The sequence below is a fragment of the Desulfomarina profundi genome, assembly GCF_019703855.1.
In the GTDB taxonomy this organism is placed as follows: Bacteria; Desulfobacterota; Desulfobulbia; order Desulfobulbales; family Desulfocapsaceae; genus Desulfomarina; species Desulfomarina profundi.
Genome location: NZ_AP024086.1, coordinates 3,091,596 through 3,111,721, shown reverse-complemented (window position 1 = coordinate 3,111,721; position 20,126 = coordinate 3,091,596). Strand labels below are relative to the sequence as shown.

Sequence of the window (20,126 nt, the reverse complement as noted above, 5' to 3'; positions counted from 1 at the left end):
CTGCCGCTGGTTTTTCAACCAATTCGTTGTTTACCCTGCCATTCTTTTTCCCGGAGTTTGAATTTCTGGATTTTGCCTGTGGCTGTCTTGGGTAACTCATCAAATTCTACATATTTCGGGGCCTTGAACCGTGCCAGATGTTCCTTGGTAAAAGCGATAATTTCCTCTGCTGTGGGGTTTGATCCCGGTTTGGCTACTATAAAGGCCTTGGGAACTTCACCCCATTTTTCATCAGGTACGGGGATAACGGCTACCTCCAGTACATCGGGGTGCTGGTAAATGACGCTTTCAACTTCAACGGTCGAAATATTTTCTCCTCCGCTGATGATGATATCCTTTTTTCTGTCCATAATCTGGATATAACCGTCGGGATGTATGACAGCGAGGTCGCCACTGTGGAACCAGCCGCCTTCGAATGCTTCTGCGGTTGCTTCAGGATCTTTGTAATAGCCGGTCATGACGTTATTGCCGCGCATGACCACTTCCCCCATGGTTTTACCGTCCCTGGCCACGGGCTCCATTGTTTTGGGATTCACAACATCCATGAAATGGGTGACAATGAAGGGTACTCCCTGGCGTGATTTCATGGTGGCCTTTTCTTCGGCGGACATTGTTTCCCAGCTCGGTTGCCATGCACAGACACTGTGGGGACCAAAGACCTCCGTCAGGCCATAGGTATGGGTGATATCTGCACCGATGGCTTCCATGTTACGGATAATTGTCGGTGCAGGCGGGGCTCCCGCGGTCATGATTTTAAGGGGCTGCTTCATTTTGACATCTCCGGCTCCCGGCCAGGTACTCATGGTGATAAGGATTGTCGGGGCCGCACAGAGATGGGTTACACCTTCCTGCTCGATCAGCCTGTAGATTTCTTCGGCAACTACGGCACGGAGGCAGACATGGGTTGCCCCGGCAGCAGTTACTCCCCAGGTGAAGCACCAGCCATTGCAATGGAACATGGGCAGGGTCCAGAGATAGACGGAAGAGGCGGTCAGCCCCGATTCCAGAATCTCACCGATTGCATTGAGATAAGCTCCCCTGTGATGGTACATGACCCCTTTGGGACGGCCGGTTGTACCGCTGGTGTAATTCAGGGAGAGCAGCTGGTCCTCTGAGTCAATATCTGCTGGGATCGGTTCCGGGGAGCCTGTCTGCAGGAACTCCTCATATTCCATACCATCAAAAAACACCGTATCATTGACATCACAGACCGTTACGTAGTTTTCCACATTCGGTAGCTGTTCCGGTTTTACTATGTTCGCGAATTCACTGTCGACAACAACAAATTTTGCATCGGAATGGTCTATGATATAAGATACCTCTCCTGCAGAAAGGCGGATATTGATACTGACCAGGACTGCTCCAATCAGGGGCACCGCATAGTGTGCCTCAAGCATGGCCGGGATATTCGGACAGACAAAAGCCACCTTGTCTCCTTTACCAACGCCTTTGTTCTTGAGAGCATTTCCCAGTCGATATATCCTTTCGGCAAATTCCCTGTAATTATAACGGTTTTCTCCGTAAACAACAGCCGTCTTGTCAGGGTAGACAAGGGTGCTTCGTGTGAGAAATTCAACGGGAGTCAGGATACTTTTATTTACACTCGGTAACTGCATCGGTTCTCTCCTCTGTAACAGGTTTCTGGTTTGCAACTGAGCGCTCGGTCAATCTTTAAGAAAACAGTATTAGGCCATATGAGCGGGATATGCAAGAAGAAATACAGGTTTCTGGTTATATTTCCGTGGAAAATAGCGTGTAGAGTGTATATGTAAGATTGAGACAGGATTGAAAATCGCCGGTTACGGTGAATCGATCGATAATTATTTGATCGGGTCTGGAAATTCTTACAGGTTAATAAATGTCATGAGGTTATACCTAAATCCTGCACTTCGGGAATAAAGAAAAAATATTTATACTTTATAAACAGATAGTTATCGTATCGCAGTAGGGGCTGTACTACTCACTATCAGAGTGAGATTGTTTTTTCTTTATTCCCTTGCCCTGGGGGATTGGCAATTTTATCGAATCTGCTTCGTTATCAAGTGCTTGAAGTATGTTAATACGTCTGCGCCCTTGATGCCTCGCATCTCCGAAAACTTGCCAATTGCAGGATTTAGGTTATACGAAAATAATAGATATTAGCTCTGGACTGATCGTGAGAGGTTTCGGTGTACAAGGCATTACCTGATTTTCAATTGAGGAGGGAACAATGTTTCAAAAAATGGTTTCGGTTTTTTTCCTGTTGTTTGTCGGTTGCGGTTTAAATTTACCGCAGGCAGAGGCAAAAAAGAGTGCGGCAGGTACAACTGTTTCAATTATTCCGGTTGCAGAACATATTTTCATGTTACAGGGGAAGGGGGGCAATATCGGTCTTTTTATCGGGGAAGACGGTACATTTATGATTGATGATCAGTTTGCCCCATTGACAGAAGAAATTATGGAGGCAGTCAGGTCTGTTGGTGGCGGGCATCCCCGTTTTCTGATAAATACCCATTATCATCCTGACCATACCGGTGGCAACGAGAATCTTGGCGAGGGAAACACCTTGATTTTTGCTCACCACAATGTCCGGGAGCGTTTGAGCACTGGATATTATCTGAAGGAATTTGAGATGAAACAGGCAGGACTCAGCCAAAAGGGATTGCCTGTTATTACCTTTTCCCATGATATCAGTTTTCACCTTAACGGTGATACGGTTCAGGCGGTGCATGTGGACCATGCCCATACCGATGGTGACAGTTTTATTCATTTTTTAAAAGCCGATGTTATCCATACAGGCGATGTGTTTTTTAATGGTTTTTATCCATTTATTGATGTTGATCATGGTGGTTCATTGAAGGGAATGATTGCAGCTGTGACAAAAATTCTTTCCATTGCAGACGATAATACAAAGATTATTCCCGGCCATGGTCCCCTTTCGGACAGGAGGCAGCTTGAAAATTATCGTCGGATGCTGGTGACTGTTTATGAGCGTTTGAGAAAGTTGAAGGCGGCCAGTGTCACTGCCGAAGAGGCGGCAGAGGAAAAACCTTTAGCCGATCTTGAGGATGAGTGGGGTGATGGTCGTTTTGACAGTGAGAGCTGGATTGAAATAATATATCCGGGAGTCTGATTCACTCCTGTCCATTTTTCAGGGACTCGGATAAAAAACGTATTCTTGTTATCCACAAAATTCATTGCCGAAAGGAAAAGATCAAAGATCAGATTCTGTCAGGCCATTGCTTACGGCCCAGTTAACCAGCGCTGCACTGTTTTTCTGCTTGCTTTTTCGCAGTAAATTGGCCCGGTGATGTTCAATGGTCCGTATGCTCAAATGGAAATGATCTGCAATCCTGCCGCTTGTATATCCTTTTACAAGAAGGTGGAGGACTTCAAGTTCCCGTTTGGTGAGATGGCTGAAAGGATCCGATCCAGCACCGTCGACACTGTCAATAAGGTCACCGGCAAACTCTGACGCCAGAAGTGGTGGAATATATTTTTTTCCTGTGCGGATTCGTTCAATGGCTGTAAAAACTTCCTTGTCCGATTCCAGTTTGCCGAGGAAACCATCTGCACCGGCGATCATAGCTTTGACGAAATCTTTTTTCTTTTCCTTGGCACTACAGATAAGAACCTTTACCTGGGGAAACCTTTTTTTCACCATGTTCAATGCCTCAAGACCGGTTACGGTCGGCATCCACAAGTCCAGGATAATCATATCAATAGGTTTTTTTTCCAGGAAAGGAATCAGTTCATTTCCGTCAGCTACTTCTCCCTCAACACTCAATTCCGGGTTTTTTGAGATGTGGCTTTTAATACCTTTTCGAAAGAAGGTATGATCATCGGCGAGTAATATTCGAAATTGAGTTGAATCCTGCATGGTGTAAGACTCCTGTTTTCGTAATCTCGTATGGGAAAAGTGGTCAGTATAAAATGAATGCCACCTGATCGCATCACTTTGCTGTTGCTTATGATTGAGAATAGCATTCATTTCTTACAAAAATCTTAACAGAAGACAGAATTGAAGAAAAAATTATCATTTCCTCATCTTTTTATGGAGTTTTGGTAAAAAACTGCAGAAGAGCGTGGAGGGTGGAGAGAGGATGGGGTGGGCAGCCCGGAATGTAGAGATCTACCGGCAGGATTTTTTCAAGACCTCCTGTTATTTCAGTGCTGTCAAAGAACGGACCTCCGGAAATTGAACAGGCACCACTGGCAATAACAATCTTGGGCGTGGGAATAGCTTCATAGGTTGCCAGTAGAGCTGTCTTCATGTTTCTCGAGACTGGACCGGTGACATGGAGGCCATCAGCATGGCGGGGGGAGGCAACAAAATCGATACCGAACCGGGAAAGATCAAAAAAAGGAGTATTGAGAACATTGGTATCGGCCTCACATGCGTTGCAGCCTCCAGCGGAGACTTGACGCAACTGCAGAGATCTGCCGAACAGTTTTTTAAAATGTTGTTTTGAATGTTCAGCAAGTTTGGGGAGAAAACCGTCACAGATTAGAGCTTCGCGGCTTTCTGTCCCCATGGCAAAATCCTGGCTGAAGGTTACAAAGGCACCATCAGCGATCTCTTCACACCTGCCGCAGAAAGTACATTTTCCCAGATCAATCTTATATTCTGCCGATAAAATTGCATCTTGAGGACAGATTTCGGCGCATTGTTTTACGATTGCCGGATCACAGGTATGATGAATTATGGGCAGTCCCCGGTAACGATGATAAAGATCGATGGGTTCCTTGGGATAACTGCTGGTCCTGTAGCCCTGTTCAATTCTGTTCCTGATTATTTTTAACATCTGGTTTTGTCCTTCTCGTTTTTTGGGAACTGTTGCAGAGATGGTATTGCTCTACAGGTCAAAACCGCAGTAAGAGAGATTAAAACTCTTATTGCAGAGGGGAAAATCTGATATTTCCTGGTTTCGGAGTGACATGGCCAGCCCTGTCCAGTTATGGAAGGAGGGGTCTTTGATTTTATATCGCTCTATTTTCCTGGAATTATCTGTAAGCAGGCAGTGGGATATTTCACCCCGCCAGCCTTCATTGATTGTGACAATGCATGCATCGGGTTCCAGGGAGATTTTGGTCATAGTTGTCTTTGGGCAGAGTTCTTCTGATCTTTTGAGCAGGGTATTTATCAGATGTATTGAGTGCATGATTTCTTCCCTGCGAACCCAGGCACGGCTGTTGACATCACCGTTAGTAATTTCATTTCTGTATCCCTCCAGGGAAAAGTAACTCTCTGTGGGGAAAAAGACACGTGCGTCGTAGTCAAGGCCGGATGCCTTGCCACTGTATCCAACAAGGCCGAGTCTGGCAGCAATTTCTCTCGATACGGTTCCGGTCTGTTCAAATCTGGCCTGGACAGTATGGGCTGAGAAAAGAAGGTCACAGACATGTCTGATTTCCGGTTCCAGTTCTCTCAGCTTGTTTTTAATTATTCCTGACTGTTCCCGGTTCATACTTTTTGAAATTCCGCCGGGAAGGATCAGGCTTTTTCCGAACCTGTTGCCACAAAGGATCAGCAACAGGTTCAGAAATTCTCCCCTGATACGACCAAAATAGGCTGCCGGTGGATTAAAGGCCACATCTCCGCTGAGGGCTCCGAGGTCACCGATGTGATTGGCTATTCTTTCCAGTTCCAGGGCCATGGTCCGTACGATAGTTGCCTCCGGGGAAACGGACAGGTTGCCCAGGGCTTCCAGCGCCTGACAGCAGCAGAGGTTGTGACCGATACTGGTATCTCCAGCGATACCTTCACAAATGATGGGTAACCGTTTCAGGGGAACCCTGGTCAGCAGTTTCTCAATTCCCCGGTGCTGGTAACCGTGCTGGATTTCCAGGGAGAAGACTTCTTCACCTGCACACTGGAAACGGAAGTGGCCGGGTTCTATAATGCCGGCGTGGACCGGACCTACTGCGACTTCGTGAATACCGTCTCCTTCCACCTCGTAGTAGGGATATTCACCTGGAATATCTACTGCATAATCATTGCCGAACACATCGGGAACATTTCGATAATTGGCGTGGTAGCGGACCATTTTCAGCCAGGGATGGTTTTTGGGTGTAATACCGTACTGTTCGGCTATTTCCCGCTCAAACATGTGAAATTTTTCACTGGCTGAGGCTGTAAGAGAATCAAAAGACTCTTTTACCGTACAACTGGTGATATAAAGTTGTTTATTCCGTAATACTGCAAGCAGACGGTTCTCTCTGTTTTGAGGATAGGCGAAAAATTGAACAATAAAACCGTTTCTATTGATAAAATCAGTCAGCACTTCGGCAAACTCTGGAAAAGACAGCAGGGGAATTGCTGATCGTTTGACAACTTCTCCGTTGTGGATCTGCAGGAGATTAGCCATTTATTGTTCCTCCGATGATTTGGATAGTGTTGGCAATCGTTGTATACAGCCTGTCCGGCATCCAGATACAGAGAACAAGGGACGCAAGAAGCAGGACATAAGGAGGAAATGTTCGCATGAATGTTTCATTTCTCTGTTGTGGCTGAGTCATTGGGTTCTGCCATGCCGGTTTATCTGAAAAGGACATCTTCATGACAATTTTTGCTGCTCCTGCGATGACCAGGAGGAGGCTGAAGCCGAAGAGAAATGCAGCAACAGGTTTGTGTGCCTGAAAGGTTCCGATAAGAATGAACAGTTCGCTGAGAAAAAGACCAAAAGGTGGCAGCCCGGCAATCCCTATAAAACCGGCAAAAAATGAGAGAAATGTTTTGGGCAGGTATTTGATGAGACCACCCACTTCCTTTACTGCTTTGCTTCCGAACCCACGCATGATGTTACCGGCAGATAAGAAAAGAGATGATTTTATAAGAGAATGGTGGATCATGTGGAGAATTGCCCCATACAGAGCAAAACCGCCTATTCCCACACCAAAAGCAATCACACCCATGTTTTCGATGGACGAGTAGGCGAGCATTCTTTTGTAGTCAGATTGTCTCATGATAAAAATACCGGCAACCAACATGGAAATAAGACCGAAGCCCACAAGCAGTTTTCCTGAAAAGTCACCGAGTCCTGCCAGTACCATTAATGTGTGGGTCTTGTAGATGCCGAGAAATGCACAATTTAAAAGGGCTCCGGAGAGCAGGGCGGAGGCGGAACTGGGGGCCTGACTGTGTGCGTCAGGAAGCCAGGTGTGTAGAGGGGCCAGGCCCATTTTTGTGCCGAATCCTATCAGAATAAAAATAAAACCAGCTTTCAGCCATATGGGGTCAAGTTGACCTGCGACCTGGTTGAGTGAGGCAAAAGTAAGGGGAATATCTACATCGGCAATATCGATGGAAAGAGTGATGAAAAAACAGCCCAGAAGGGCAAGGGCAATGCCGACGGAGCAGATGAGAACATATTTCCAGGTCGCTTCAAGGGCTTCTTTGGAACGGTGCAGGAATATAAGAGGGGCACTTACCAGGGTTGTTGCCTCAATGGCTATCCACAGGACAATTGGATGATCCGCAAGGGTCACCATACTCATGGTGCCAAGGAAAAGCAGCATGCACCCGAGGAATACCGGCTTGTTTTCCATTCCGGTTTCTTTTATGTACCGTACGGTATAGAGCGAGATCCAGAAGAAAATAAAGGAAGTTACAAGCAACACCAGCATACCCGCCGGTTGCGGAGAAAAGAAATCGGCGTTGTAAACCGGCAGTTTTCCAAGCCAGCCCATTATGCTCAGTTGTACATGGAGCAGGGCAACAATGAGCAGCATGGGACGACCGATGTTCAGAGGGAGAAAAAGGGAAATTATCCCGGTCAGTAAGGGCAGCAAAAATATAAGTTCCAGCATGGGTGTCAATCCTTCAGGCGGTTGAGAAGATCGGTATCAATATCATCATAGGCATGATTGATATCATGGAGGATGATTCCCATGATCATCACACCAACCAGCAGATCAAGGAGTACACCGAATTCGACAACGTATATCGTGTGGGAGTGCCTGGTGAGCGCGGTTCCCACAAGATAGATACCGTTTTCCAGCATCAGGTAGCCGATGACCTGGGTAATGGCTTTTCTTCGGCTCATCATCAGGAAAAACCCTGCGGACATGGTCGCAATGGCTGTTGTAAGAATGAGTTCATGTCCCCGGGGAATGGAAGATTGCAGTTTGTCTGTGATAAAAACGGAGAGCAGAATAATGAGTAATCCGGCAAGAAGTGATGCGTGATAACCGATTATAGGTTCGATTTCCCTTTTGATGGAAATTCGTTTCAGGGCAACAAAAAGAAGACCGGGAATCAGGATGCCTTTGATCAAAAGCATGATCTGGAAAAAAATCACTCCACCGCTCCCCATGTTGGAGTGGTGATCCAGAAGGAGAGGTTGCAGGGAGACTAAAATGCCCTGGAGTGCCATAACCTTTACCAGTGTGATCAGTCTGTTCGAAGCCAGGGAGAGCAAGACGGAAAGAAGAATCAGGACCAGAATTATGTCATTGATATTTGTCATTGTACAAATCCCATTGTCAGAATTGCGGCAAAGAAAACAAGAGTACAGGAGGTGAGGATGAATTTTGGAACACGGTTCATTTTGTATCTTGCCATTATTGATTCCATAAGGCCGATTGCCGCATATATAACGGTGAGAACAGTGTAAAAAAGCGGCAGGTTGAAAAGGCCCTCAGCGGGATTGAATGGAATAATAATAAGGGTGATAAATGCGGCATAGAAAAAGAGTTTATAAAATGAACCGAGCTCAATAAGGGCCAGGTCAGGTCCGCTGTGATCAAGAATCATGACCTCATGAATCATTGTCAGTTCCAGGTGGGTTGCCGGATCATCTACCGGTACTCGGGAGTTTTCAGTGAGCAGAATCATGAACAGAGAAACAATTACAAGCAGCAGAAGAGAACCGGTGGGGCTGGTCAGGCTTATCACCATTGTCCCCGTAAAATACTCAGAGAATGCCAGGCCTCCATTCATTCGGTAAAAGAGGATGAGAATCGCAAAAATGGAGGCTTCCGCAAGTGTGCCGAAAAAGGCTTCCCGGGCTGCACCCATTCCCTGGAATGGAGAAGCTGTGTCGAGGGCGGCGGCAATGGTAAAAAAGCGACCCGTCGCCATAACGTAAAAGAGAGCAATGACATCTCCGTGAAAGGAGAAAACCGGCTTGATGGCAGCTATCGGAAAGAAGAGGAGAACCATGAGTGCTCCGGCAAGGGAGACCAGGGGACCAAGTTTGAAAACAAAACTGGTACTGCTACTGTACACCGAGCCCTTTCTCAACAGTTTTATAAGAGTGTAGTATTTGATCAGGAGAGGTGGTCCTTTTTTCCCGGCAAAAAAGGCTTTAACCTTGAGGATCACCCCCGGAAAAAGAGGGGCTGACAGCAGGGCCAGGATGAGTGAAAGTATCGATTCCATACGTATTCCTTTTTTCAGCAACTATGTGAACAGGATCAGGAGCAGGACAAGAACGGTGGAGATGATATAGCCGATATAGAGCTGAACATTGCCGTGCTGAATCCAGCGGAGTTTTTTCAGGAGAGCAAGAAGAGGTTCTGAAAATCCTTTGGTAAGACCGACTTCTGCGATATCTTCCGTATGATTTTTATAGTGGATTCGACCGGGAAATATCTTATCCAGCAGGACGGCAGTCTCATGAACAAGGACAAAGGGGCGAAAAAAATCGATTACGCTTCTGGCATAGGATGTACCTGTGTACTGGATTCTGGTAGAAGGTCTTGTAAAGCCACATCCCCAGGTGGAGCTCTGAGTGATTTCTTTTTTCCTGTACAGGAGCTTTCTACAGAGCATCACTGTGGTAAAAAGGAACAGAAAGAGTCGGGAAGCAAGGGCAAGATCTGCTCCCACTGTGTCCACCAGTTTCGGGTTGACTGCGGTAATTCCCGGTAAATCCGCAAGAGCGGCGAAGGCAGCATTGATAAAGATTTGTGGAAAAATCCCTATCATCAGACAGCAGATCGCCGGAATAATCATGGGCAAGGTCATGGCCCTGCTTTTTTCCATGGCTACTGCGGCACCATTTGTCCGTGGTTCTCCCAGAAAGACAATGCCGACCACCTTAGTGAAACAGAATGAGGCCAGACCACCCGTGACTGCCAGGGATATAATGGCGAGAATAGAGGACAGCAGTGAACTGTGCCCGTACTGTAACCCCTGGAAGGCGGCAAAATAGATGAGAAACTCGCTGATAAAGCCGTTGAACGGTGGCAGGCCGGAGATGGAAACTGAACCTGTTAGAAATGATTTACCGGTTATGGTCATTTTTTTCATCAGGCCACCCATTTCATCAATATGGGCGGTTCCCGTTTCTTTGATGACGTTCCCGGCCCCAAAAAAGAGAAGAGATTTGAAAAGAGAATGATTGAGAACGTGCAGAAGAGCTCCGCCGAAACCGAAACCCGCCATTATTGCGTTTTGGTGGCCCATGCCGATCATACCAAGTCCCATGCCCATGAGAATAATGCCGATATTTTCCACACTATGGTAGGCCAGGAGTCTTTTGAGATTATGTTTTCCAAGGGCATACACTACGCCTAGAATAGCTGAAATCATACCGAAAAAAAGGATTGTCTGTCCTTGGAGAAGATCAGTGCTTCCCAGGGCAAAGTACATTCTGAAAATACCGTAAATACCCATTTTGATCATCACTCCAGACATGATGGCCGATATGTGGCTGGGAGCAGCCGGGTGGGCATGGGGGAGCCAGACATGAAAAGGGAAGACCCCGGCTTTTGAGGCGAATCCAATAAATGCAAGAAAGAACACGAGTTGTTTTGCCTGATCCGGCAGTGCTGCAGCGCCGCTAAACAGCAGGTGCCCTGTATGGCTGAAAATGATACCGAAGGAAGCGAAAATGAAGAGGGCCCCAGTCTGGGCAAAGATAAAATAGAGGTAACCGGCTTTTCTTGTATTCTCCTTTGAATAATCATACATTACCAGGAAATAAGATGACAGGGACATGAGTTCCCAGGACAGGGCAAACGTGATCAGGTTGCCGGCAGTGATTACCAGTGTCATGGAAAGAATGAGAATATTTGTAAAGAAGAAACTGACGCTGTTTCGCAGGCCCTTTTCCTGTTGATCGAAATAGCCGAAGCTGTAAATGGCAGCCAGGGGACAAACCAGGAAAACCGGTAGCAGAAAATAGCTGCTGAGGGAATCAAGGGAGAATGTCAGAGTAAGGGAATGGAGCCATATCCATGACCATTCAGTCTGAGCAGACCCGGCAGTGGAGTTGATGAGAGACCAGAGCCCGGCTATACAGCCAATCGTGGTCAGTCCTGAATAAATATATCTGCTTGCAGAAAACCATCGTAAGGTCAGGAAGGGCATTATACCTGCTGCAAAAATAATAATAAAAGAGAGGGAAAAAGCGTTCATTTGCACAGGTTCCATTTTGGTATGTGATTCGTTGTATCTGTTTCAGTTGTCATGGTCGATTAATCGGCAAGAAGTATAGTTATCTGGAAAAAAGAATAATTTGTCGAAAATACGGCAAAAGCTGCAATGTGACAAGGAAAAACGATTTCGGGATAAAAAACCAGTTCAGCACCCGTGCTGAGTCTCGAAAGGAGAGCAGTACAAAACCTTGCATCAGCAATAACCACATTGTAGCAAGCCATTTTTTTAAAAATGGTGTATAGTGGCGGTAACAGGTACGTAATTGAGTGCTGGATTTTCTTTTCATGCCGATCAGGCAGTCCAAAAGCCATGGTGAATTGAAAATGACTCAAAGATATCTCGTTCTCCCTTATTGTTTCATTTCGCTATCTGAAAATTCCGCTGTCGAAGATCGTTTTGTCGCAGTTGGATTTTTAATTCGTTTTTTTGCGGTTGAGCCATTTGGCCCAGCCATGCTTTCGTCTTCCCAGTCTGCCGTTTATATACGAAACCTGTGCGTGGGGTACAGGTTTGTTCGAAAACCAGAAAAGGAGGCCATTATGTCAGAAAAATTAAATGATAATACTTCCGGTTCCCTGTCCGGAGAAGAGCTGGATACATCCAGTGTTCTTGAAGGGGCTGAACCATGGGAGCCCATTGAAACCAAGCTGGTTCTCGGTTCTCTTGCCTGCGCATTTGTTGCACTGATTATCGGATTGATCCTGGTGCCGACATCAATTTTTCACTGATGGAGGGTGGGACGATGGCTTTTTCATTCTTTCATAACAACGGGAAAGATCAGAAAGAAGTAATTGAAATGATTCTTCATCATGATGGCAGAAACTGGACGGTTTCCAACAGCTCCATCAGCCTGAGCGCGCCGTCATTAAATGAACTTGATCGCAAGCTTGACAGTATTCTGGGAAAAGATCTCAAACATGGACAGTCACTGGATGTGTTTATGAGTTTTGACAACGAGGTGATTCCCATGTGGATGCGGCCCTATATGAATCATTATTTCAACCGTATCCTTGAGATCCCCTTCGCTATCAGGCATAGAGGAGGAAAGATATGGCTAAAACGCAACGATACTGGTATTCCGGCATGGCCACAACAGAGGACTGGTGGGCAGTCTGGCTGGGTCTTGCCTTTTTTATTCTCGGTCTTCTGACGCTTTCGGGTGTCGACCTGGTTGGATGGATATCCTATCCGAAAATCTGGGTCGCCTCCATGCCCGATGGCGCAATTGCAAAGAAAATAGTCACGATTGACAAATCGTTTTACGCCCTTGGCGGGAAATACAGTCTCACCGCCAAGGCAGCTTACAAGTCACTTGGGCCGATCGGCTCCATTTTTGTTACTTATATTGTTTTTACTATTGCCACTACTATTGGAGCTTATTTCCAGAAGTGGGATATAAAGCGTTTTGTGGTTGGCTGGACAATCATTTTCTTTTTGACCTATGCAGTCTGGTTTATCGGTCATAATGCCTTTTTCGCTGCATCGGCTGTTGACCTGAAAAAAAGCCATTTTCCGGCGGGTACCTTCACCCTTTCCCTCGGCGGCGGTGCTTCCTTTATTCTGGCTCTTGTGGTGGGACTCCTTATAGGTAATTTTTTTAAACCTCTTGCACGTTATCTCAGTGAAGCGGCCAAACCAGAATGGTATATCAAGACCGCCATTGTTTTTCTTGGGGTCAAGGTTGGTTATCTGCCCATCAAGGCTGTTCTGACCGGTTCGAAGCTGGGGGCGAAGGGGGCGGAGATTGGCCAGCAGATGGCCCATCTTACCTTTGAACTTTTTGTGGCCGGTGCAGCCGCAACGGTTGTGGCTTACCTGATTTTCTGGCCGGGTGTCTATACGATTTCCCGGCTCATCTTCAAATTGCCACGTAAAACAGCGGCAGTGCTTGGCTCGGCCATCTCCATCTGCGGTGTTTCAGCAGCTGTAGCGACGGGTGGCGCCGTGCGGGCCAGGCCCATAGTTTCCATTATGGTTTCTGCCCTTGTCGTTGTCTATGCTGTTATTGAACTGGTTATTTTACCGGGAGTCTTTACCCATGTGTGGCCGGGAACCAGTGATCCCATTGTCGCCGGGTCAGCAATGGGTATGGCTGTGAAAACCGACGGCGCCGATGCTGCAGCCGGTGAACTGCTTGATGAGTTCATGCGTGCAAAGGTTGAAAAGGAGAGTGGTGGCAAAATTGTCTGGATGCCCGGGGTTATTACCACCAGTGCAGTCATGACTAAAATCTGGATCGATATGTTTATCGGACTCTGGGCGTTTGTCCTTGCTCTGTTCTGGGTCTACAAGATTGAGAAACATGAGGGAGATCGGGTACCGTTCTCGGAAGTCTGGTTCCGGTTTCCCAAGTTTGTATTGGGCTATTTTGCTGCCTGGTGGATCTATCTCGGTATCTTTTTTGGCCCCGGACAGTCAGGCTCCACCCCCGAAGGACTGGCAGTTCTCAAAAATGCCAAGGTGGGTGCTGTTGCCGTTGAAAAAGGTATGAGAAAACTCTTTTTCATGCTGACTTTCATGAGCCTCGGCATAATAACCGATTTCAAAAAACTGGCGGAAGCACAGTTCGGCAAAATGGTCTGGGTCTATTTTGTCTCCCTCTTTCTTTTTATCATTCCAGTTGCGGTCATTATTGCCTATCTGTTCCATCATGGAATGCAGATTCCGAACATGGCAGGGGTTATTGTCAACTGAGATGAACCGGTATAGCTGGGCCCAAAGGTGCTGTCTTTTACGCCTTTTGGGTACAACAGAGTAACGAAGGATGTTCTTCCACCTGGGCGGAATCCCGACTGGAAGGACATCCTTTCAGGGTTTAATGGATGCTTATGTCTGCTGATATACTGACGGCTCTTCTCTATTTTCTGACCGGAGCTTCAATCATGTATCTCTTTCGGGTTCGACGAAGAACTCTTTCTCTCCTGGATCATTCCCGCCTTCCGGAACTGACTGAGGAGGATTTTGCCACATTAAGATTATTGTTGAAAACGGCTTATGAGAGGATGCTGTATATGGGAGTGCTTTTCATTCCCCTCGCTTTTTCAACACTGTGGGGTGACGGTACCTTCAGTACTCTTTTTTTTCTTCTTCTGATAGGTTTGCTCTTTCTCTCAAATATCGGCCCTCGACAGAAAATAATGCACCTGCTTGAGAATAATGATCTTTCCATGAGTGACCTGAGAAAAAGAGGTTTTACTCTGTAATCGGTTATGTGTTTTTGAGTGACATTTTTCATGTAAAAAAATACGGTTTCTGATAAAAGTCAAAAACTTTCGTGATTTTCTGCTGTTGTGCTGTTGTCAGATCAACGAATTCGGCTCCGTACAGGTAATCTTTTTCTTCCCGGGTCTTGTGGAGAAGCCTGATCTTAACCTGCACTATCTCTTCTTTGCCATTGTCTGTTGTCGGGAGAAACAGGTTTGTCGGTATTATCGTGTTTAAGGCAAGCAGGCGCCTGCATCTCAGCTTCATGCCGGAGAGGCTGAGATTCTGTGTAACTCCTTCAATATCCTGCCCTTCCTGTTGTACTGTTATTCTAATTGAATTATCGATTCTTGGGAAATTCCGTTTTTCTCCTGCCTGTCTGGGGGGGCAGACTCTCTGTTGGTTGAAAAATTCTGCAATGTCTTCTGCAGTCTGTCTGCCGCTGAAGACAGTTCGGCTGCCACCAGGGTTGTTGTGTCGGCCTTCAGATTATTATCTTTCAATACTTCAAAGAGGTTTGAGAAGCGATTTTCCAGTTCTGCAAGCTGATTTTGCTGTTTTTCGTTATATTCATTGATTTTCCGGGTTCTTGAGAGGGTGTCGTTAATGCTTTCATTGACGGTTTCAAAGGCCTCAATTGTCTGCCTTGACTGTTCCCTTGAGTGGTTGACCTGGTTGACCACCTGCTCCATACTCTGTCCGGCTTCACCCACCTGGTCCCTAAAAGCATTAAGCAGGGTTGTTATTTCCGTGGTACTTTCAGCAGTCTGTTTAGCAAGATCCTTGATTTCATTGGCCACTACAGCAAATCCTTTGCCCGCTTCTCCGGCACGTGCTGCCTCAATGGTAGCGTTGAGAGCAAGGAGATTGGTTTGATCAGCTATATTTTCAATGGATTCGATAATATTGTAGATCTGTCCCGTGGCGTTACTCAGTTGCTCCATCTGTCTGGATGTGGCGTTGACACTTTCAACCGTGTCAATAAGGTCCTGGATATTCTGTCGGATGACCTCACTCCCGTTCCTGGCATGAGTCTCCGTTTCTTCCACACTGTCCACAGTCTGGTTGACGATATTATTGACCAGGGTGGAAATGTGCTGTAAATCCTCGGTGGCCTTCCGAATCTGATCTGTACTTTGTTCTTCTTTGGCTACAGAGTGGGAAATCTCTTTTGATACCCGGGCAATCTGGGTGGAGGAATGGGTCATCTGTCTTCCATTCTGCTGCATTGTATTGATAATTGTACTGAGTTTTTCCCTCATCAGGTTGATATTTTCACTCAGGGTACCAAGTTCATCCCGGCTGTGGTGAACGATATCGTAGGCCTGAAGATCGCCGTCCGATATCCTTCTGGTAGTGGCCAGCATTTCGTTGATTGGTGACGTTATTGCCTGGAGAATAAGGCGGGCAAGGGGAATTGATAGAGTGATTGCCAGCAACCACATGACAATCTGGGCGACCTGGAGGACAAAAACTTTCCTGTCAGCAGCAGATGCGATCATACCCACGCCTCTGTTCATCTCCACCAGAACCTTAACGCTGAGTTTATTCAGTGCATTCAATTGTTTTATATCAACTGTTTTCGTATGTATGGCTTCCACCCGGCTCACCAGATTTTTCCATAATCCTTCCACTTCCTTCAGTTTGACCCTGATCGTTTTTGAAGATGTTCCCGGAAGGGTAATTTCTCTGGTCATTTTGGGGTCACTGTAGGTTTTTCCTCCATGAATAAGAGCACTGAGGGAAAGTTCGAACAATCGCTGTGAAGCGGCGGCGTTACTGAGGTCCAATGGCTTCTGTTCCTGTATGGCCCCATGGAGTGCCAGAAAGATTTCCTTGGTGTATTTCTGACTGAGCATTCTCTGACGTCCGGCGATATTGATTACCAGTCCGTCATTCTTCTGCTGAAAAAGGGTGACGGAAGTGTACAGTACAATGAGGGAAATGATAGCCAGGAAAATAACTATAATGCGACGAAGTTTCTTTTCGAGATCAAGTCTGTCCAGTTTCAATAGCCGTGCAAAAAAAATTGTCGTCATGATATTATCAGTAATGTTGTTTTTAACAGTGGAAAGAGAAAAAATCCGGTGCATTGCAGCTTCAGCACATACTTAATTGTATGGAAATGGGGGTGATAGTCAAGGTATTTGTATGACAGGGCACGAACCCGCATTTCTCATAAGATCAGGCGAACTCGTCCTGTTGACAGATTTTCACAGTGGTTTCAATGGGCCGGTTTGGGTTACTTATTAAAATAACAGGAAAAAAGAAGTTATCTGTTATCCAGAATTTCTCTGATGAGCCTGGTAATGGTTTGCTGAGTGATGGGTTTCATTATGTATTTCCTGATGCCGATGGCGTTAGCCTTGTCTTCTGAAATTATGGAGCTGTAGCCGGAGCAGAGGATGACAGGTATGTCTGGTCTGATTGCGAGAATTTCCCGTGAGAGGTTTAATCCTGTCATGCCCGGCATGGTTTGGTCGGTAATGACGATGTCAAATTGATCGGGATGCTTTCTAAATGCCTCCAGGGCCTGCCTGCCGTCTTGTTTTACAGTGACAGAGTACCCCAGTCTTTCAAGCATGTCTTTTCCCATGTTGACCAGCATTTCCTCATCATCAACCAGCAGTATTTTTTCATGGCCCGCAAAGCTCCTGCTTGTAACAGGGTTTTCTGAAACGGCTTTTTCCTGGAAAACCGGCAGGTATATATGGAAAGCTGCACCACCTTCGGAGGGACTTTCCACTTCAATGAGTCCTTCCAGGCTTTTGACAATACCGTGAACTATCGCAAGGCCCATCCCGGTTCCCTGACCGATGTTTTTTGTGGTAAAATAAGGCTCAAAAATCTTTTCTTTCAGTTCCCTGGGGATTCCCGGGCCGGTATCCTGCACTGTCAGCTGGATAAACTGTCCGCTCTTGATTTCAAAACCATGATAGGGACCTTTCGCCTCAAGAGTCATTCTTTTAAGAGATATTGTCAGTATCCCGCCATCTTTCTCCATAACATGGTAGGCGTTTGTACAGAGATTCATAAGGATCTGGTTGAACTGGGTGGGGTCGGCGTGGATGGAGCCGATATCCGGTTCAATATCCTGGTGAATATCAATAGTTGTTGGAATTGAAGGTCGAAGAATTTTTATGGCCTCTTTCACAATTGCTTCCGGGGAAAAGAGGATACGTTCTGTGTCTGTCTGACGACTGAAAGCCAGAATCTGCTGCACCAGATCACGGGCCCGATGACCGGCTGTAAGTACTTTGTCCAGGTCATCGGCGATGGTTGAATCAGGCGGACAATCTTCTCTGGCCATTTCAGCATAACCGAGGATAGCTGCCAGAATGTTGTTGAAATCATGGGCAATACCGCCGGCAAGAGTACCGATAGCTTCCATTTTTTGAGTTTGTCGCAGCTGTTTTTCCAGCCTGAGTTGTTCGGTAACATCCCTCTTTACAGCAACAAAAGCAGTAATGTTTCCATCGGAATTGAATATTGGAGAAATAGTTGCCTCTTCTTCGTAGAGACTGTTGTCTTTTTTCCTGTTGATAAAATGACCTTTCCACACCTTGCCCTCAAACAGGGTTTTCCACATATCTCTGTAGAATTCCCGGTTATGTCTGCCACTTCTGAGAACACGTGGGTTTTTGCCGATGGCCTCTTTTCTCGAGTAACCGGTGATCTTTTCAAATCTTGGATTAACATATTGAATTGTACCGTTTTTATCTGTTATGACAATGCTTTCTGCCGTGTGCTCGATGGCTGTCTGCAGTCGAATTCGCAGTGTTTCCTCTTCTTTGCGGGCAGTGATATCCTGGACAGTACCTCGTATACAGACGGGAGTACCGGTGTCATCGTGCTTTGTGCGGAAAATTGCCTGGATGAATTTGATCCGTCCATTGGAGAGAAGAAGACGGTGGCTTATCTCACGGGGGGCTTTAGCGGGTTCAAGATTTGAATAGGCTTTGAAAACATTTTTCCTGTCTTCCGGATGGACCCTTTTGAGAAATGGTCTGAAAGAATTTTTAAACTGCTCCGGTTTCATTTCAAAAATGTTGAATATTTCTTCAGAGCAGATAAGCTCTTTTGTTCTCAGGTCGAATTCCCAGTGGCCGACATGGGCAAGCTTCTGGGCATCTTTGAATCGTTCTTCGTTTATCTGCAGGGCTTCCTTGGCCTGTTTCTGAGTGGAAATATCGTTCAGGGTAATTACTGACATATCCGTCAGGGGAACCAGGCTGAATTCGATGGTGAGAGTATCCCCGTTTTTCCTGGTCGTTGTCCATGCACTTGTTTCCACTGTCTTCTCATCATTTCGCGAGCTGACAACACTTTCGGACCACCACTTTTTTACTTTATTTCGGTATTCCTGTTCCGGAAAGAGTTTCTCCCACCACTCCGTCATGGACCTGATATCGTTTTTTCCAAAACCAAACAGTATGGAAAAACGATGGTTGAAGGAAAGCATTTCCCCGTTATTGTCCATGATTACCATTGCCATGGGAGAGTTGTTGAAAATCGAACGAAAATCGTTTTCACTTTTCAACAGCGCTTCTCTTGAATGGATTCGCTCAACAATCCTGCGTCTTCCCCAGAAGAATGCTGCCAGTATGAAGGCGACACCAACTATCCAGAAAGAAAAATGCAGGAGAAAGAGAAATTTGATATTTTCTCGCTCCTTCTCGAGGAATGGCTGTAACGGTACAGTGATTGATACAATACTTTTTGTATCTCCTTCTTTGTATCCGTCCGGGCCGTGGCAACGCAGACAGTTTTTTCGGAGCCTGATTGGTTTTATTAATCGCAATACAGGATTGTTTCGGGATAATGCAGTTTGGAACACCTCCTGACTGCCTGCGGACAGCTGTGCTGTGGCCTTTTTTTCCCATCCGTCAGTCGCCGTGTTGCGGTTAAAGATTTTCAAGCTTGGAAGCTGGTCATTTTTCCTGTTAAGCTTATTGAAATTTTCAGAGACCTGTTGAAGAATGGATGCGGGATTGACGAGGATCAGTTTCTTGCCGGAAGGGGTGAGGAATTCTCGCTCCGGGGTGGTCTTCAGATGGGCATGAGGAGAGTTTGTGTCATTCTGAAAAATATATACACCGCCATGTTCCGCAGCCCATGAGCGAAAGGCCAGGTCTTTTTTGTAAACAGTCAATGCTCTATTACGTGCCACCTCCATGGTGTTTTTTTTTTCCTGAACGGTATCGAAATAAAAGCACAGTCCAATGAAAAATGAATAGAGGCAGCAGGCAAGAATGCTGATGATGGCTATTTTGTTTTTGATTGTATATGCCTGCATATCTTTTTGGAAATTCAGTAAAAAAGGATTGCACGTGCTGTCGGTTGCAATGATGCCCGGGGAGCGTCGCCAGGGAAATTCTTTATTGTATAATGTCCTGGTAAGATGACGCCGCCTGAATTGATGAGAAATACAGGTTATACAATGAAGAATTATATTATTTTCGGTGAAAGGGAAATGAAAGTCAAGGCCAATGATTTTTATTGTTTTTCACTCGATTTCAATATGTTCCCTGGAGAATTGTTTCTCCAGGGAACATAT

The 20,126-nt window shown here is 46.1% G+C and carries 16 protein-coding genes; 5 read left to right on the top strand and 11 right to left on the bottom strand.

Annotated elements, in window-relative coordinates:
* Positions 1-14: 14 nt before the first annotated feature.
* Positions 15-1,616 (bottom strand): acyl--CoA ligase family protein, encoded by a 1,602-nt coding sequence (locus LO777_RS14325; protein ID WP_228854560.1) that lies wholly within the window; start codon positions 1,614-1,616, stop codon positions 15-17.
* A gap of 593 nt (positions 1,617-2,209) precedes the next feature.
* On the opposite strand from LO777_RS14325, the gene LO777_RS14320 reads away from it, so the two are divergent.
* Entirely contained in the window at positions 2,210-3,112 is a 903-nt protein-coding gene (locus LO777_RS14320) for an MBL fold metallo-hydrolase (RefSeq protein WP_228854559.1), read from the top strand.
* A gap of 81 nt (positions 3,113-3,193) precedes the next feature.
* On the opposite strand, the gene LO777_RS14315 is transcribed toward LO777_RS14320, so the two are convergent.
* From LO777_RS14315 to LO777_RS14285, 7 genes are all read right to left on the bottom strand, one after another.
* Positions 3,194-3,859 (bottom strand): response regulator, encoded by a 666-nt coding sequence (locus LO777_RS14315; protein ID WP_228854558.1) that lies wholly within the window; start codon positions 3,857-3,859, stop codon positions 3,194-3,196.
* A gap of 172 nt (positions 3,860-4,031) precedes the next feature.
* The gene (locus LO777_RS14310) at positions 4,032-4,784 is read right to left on the bottom strand and encodes an NADH-quinone oxidoreductase subunit B family protein (RefSeq protein WP_228854557.1); all 753 of its coding nucleotides are present in this window, start codon (positions 4,782-4,784) and stop codon (positions 4,032-4,034) included.
* Between the two features lie 51 nt (positions 4,785-4,835).
* The gene (locus tag LO777_RS14305) at positions 4,836-6,347 is read right to left on the bottom strand and encodes a hydrogenase large subunit (protein ID WP_228854556.1); all 1,512 of its coding nucleotides are present in this window, start codon (positions 6,345-6,347) and stop codon (positions 4,836-4,838) included.
* Positions 6,340-7,788, bottom strand: a complete 1,449-nt coding sequence (locus tag LO777_RS14300) for a proton-conducting transporter transmembrane domain-containing protein (RefSeq protein WP_228854555.1) — start codon at positions 7,786-7,788, stop codon at positions 6,340-6,342. The genes LO777_RS14305 and LO777_RS14300 overlap by 8 nt, the downstream gene beginning before the upstream one ends.
* Before the next feature lie 5 nt (positions 7,789-7,793).
* On the bottom strand, positions 7,794-8,447 hold the full coding sequence (locus tag LO777_RS14295; RefSeq protein ID WP_228854554.1) for a hydrogenase: 654 nt from the start codon (positions 8,445-8,447) through the stop codon (positions 7,794-7,796).
* Positions 8,444-9,361, bottom strand: coding sequence for a respiratory chain complex I subunit 1 family protein (locus LO777_RS14290; RefSeq protein WP_228854553.1), 918 nt, complete (start codon positions 9,359-9,361; stop codon positions 8,444-8,446). Before LO777_RS14290 ends, LO777_RS14295 begins: the two co-directional genes overlap by 4 nt.
* A gap of 21 nt (positions 9,362-9,382) precedes the next feature.
* Complete coding sequence (locus tag LO777_RS14285; protein WP_228854552.1) at positions 9,383-11,344, bottom strand: proton-conducting transporter transmembrane domain-containing protein; 1,962 nt, start codon at positions 11,342-11,344, stop codon at positions 9,383-9,385.
* Positions 11,345-11,904: 560 nt separating this feature from the next.
* Between LO777_RS14285 and LO777_RS14280 the strand changes: the two genes are divergently transcribed.
* The 4 genes from LO777_RS14280 to LO777_RS14265 all read left to right on the top strand — a co-directional run bounded on the left by LO777_RS14280 (position 11,905) and on the right by LO777_RS14265 (position 14,568).
* Entirely contained in the window at positions 11,905-12,093 is a 189-nt protein-coding gene (locus LO777_RS14280; protein WP_228854551.1) for a hypothetical protein, read from the top strand.
* Positions 12,094-12,107: 14 nt separating this feature from the next.
* Positions 12,108-12,515 carry a DUF5395 family protein gene (locus LO777_RS14275; protein ID WP_228854550.1) on the top strand — a complete coding sequence of 136 codons (408 nt, stop codon included), beginning with the start codon at positions 12,108-12,110 and terminating at the stop codon, positions 12,513-12,515.
* Positions 12,416-14,059 (top strand): putative sulfate exporter family transporter, encoded by a 1,644-nt coding sequence (locus LO777_RS14270; RefSeq protein WP_228854549.1) that lies wholly within the window; start codon positions 12,416-12,418, stop codon positions 14,057-14,059. Before LO777_RS14275 ends, LO777_RS14270 begins: the two co-directional genes overlap by 100 nt.
* A gap of 134 nt (positions 14,060-14,193) precedes the next feature.
* On the top strand, positions 14,194-14,568 hold the full coding sequence (locus LO777_RS14265) for a hypothetical protein (RefSeq protein WP_228854548.1): 375 nt from the start codon (positions 14,194-14,196) through the stop codon (positions 14,566-14,568).
* Between the two features lie 28 nt (positions 14,569-14,596).
* Here LO777_RS14265 and LO777_RS14260 read toward each other — a convergent pair whose 3' ends face one another.
* From LO777_RS14260 to LO777_RS14250, 3 genes are all read right to left on the bottom strand, one after another.
* Positions 14,597-14,899, bottom strand: coding sequence for a PilZ domain-containing protein (locus tag LO777_RS14260; protein ID WP_228857390.1), 303 nt, complete (start codon positions 14,897-14,899; stop codon positions 14,597-14,599).
* Positions 14,896-16,608 (bottom strand): methyl-accepting chemotaxis protein, encoded by a 1,713-nt coding sequence (locus tag LO777_RS14255; protein ID WP_228854547.1) that lies wholly within the window; start codon positions 16,606-16,608, stop codon positions 14,896-14,898. The genes LO777_RS14260 and LO777_RS14255 overlap by 4 nt, the downstream gene beginning before the upstream one ends.
* Before the next feature lie 233 nt (positions 16,609-16,841).
* On the bottom strand, positions 16,842-19,865 hold the full coding sequence (locus tag LO777_RS14250) for a PAS domain S-box protein (protein WP_228854546.1): 3,024 nt from the start codon (positions 19,863-19,865) through the stop codon (positions 16,842-16,844).
* Between the last annotated feature and the right edge of the window lie 261 nt (positions 19,866-20,126).

Bases quoted from the DNA above. Each gene is read 5' to 3' on its own strand.
- LO777_RS14310 (WP_228854557.1), bottom strand. From the start codon at position 4,784: ATGTTAAAAATAATCAGGAACAGAATTGAACAGGGCTACAGGACCAGC.
- LO777_RS14275 (WP_228854550.1), top strand. From the start codon at position 12,108: ATGGCTTTTTCATTCTTTCATAACAACGGGAAAGATCAGAAAGAAGTA.
- LO777_RS14280 (WP_228854551.1), top strand. From the start codon at position 11,905: ATGTCAGAAAAATTAAATGATAATACTTCCGGTTCCCTGTCCGGAGAA.
- LO777_RS14250 (WP_228854546.1), bottom strand. From the start codon at position 19,865: ATGCAGGCATATACAATCAAAAACAAAATAGCCATCATCAGCATTCTT.
- LO777_RS14295 (WP_228854554.1), bottom strand. From the start codon at position 8,447: ATGACAAATATCAATGACATAATTCTGGTCCTGATTCTTCTTTCCGTC.
- LO777_RS14290 (WP_228854553.1), bottom strand. From the start codon at position 9,361: ATGGAATCGATACTTTCACTCATCCTGGCCCTGCTGTCAGCCCCTCTT.
- LO777_RS14300 (WP_228854555.1), bottom strand. From the start codon at position 7,788: ATGCTGGAACTTATATTTTTGCTGCCCTTACTGACCGGGATAATTTCC.
- LO777_RS14305 (WP_228854556.1), bottom strand. From the start codon at position 6,347: ATGGCTAATCTCCTGCAGATCCACAACGGAGAAGTTGTCAAACGATCA.
- LO777_RS14285 (WP_228854552.1), bottom strand. From the start codon at position 11,344: ATGAACGCTTTTTCCCTCTCTTTTATTATTATTTTTGCAGCAGGTATA.
- LO777_RS14315 (WP_228854558.1), bottom strand. From the start codon at position 3,859: ATGCAGGATTCAACTCAATTTCGAATATTACTCGCCGATGATCATACC.
- LO777_RS14265 (WP_228854548.1), top strand. From the start codon at position 14,194: ATGTCTGCTGATATACTGACGGCTCTTCTCTATTTTCTGACCGGAGCT.
- LO777_RS14325 (WP_228854560.1), bottom strand. From the start codon at position 1,616: ATGCAGTTACCGAGTGTAAATAAAAGTATCCTGACTCCCGTTGAATTT.
- LO777_RS14320 (WP_228854559.1), top strand. From the start codon at position 2,210: ATGTTTCAAAAAATGGTTTCGGTTTTTTTCCTGTTGTTTGTCGGTTGC.
- LO777_RS14270 (WP_228854549.1), top strand. From the start codon at position 12,416: ATGGCTAAAACGCAACGATACTGGTATTCCGGCATGGCCACAACAGAG.
- LO777_RS14255 (WP_228854547.1), bottom strand. From the start codon at position 16,608: ATGACGACAATTTTTTTTGCACGGCTATTGAAACTGGACAGACTTGAT.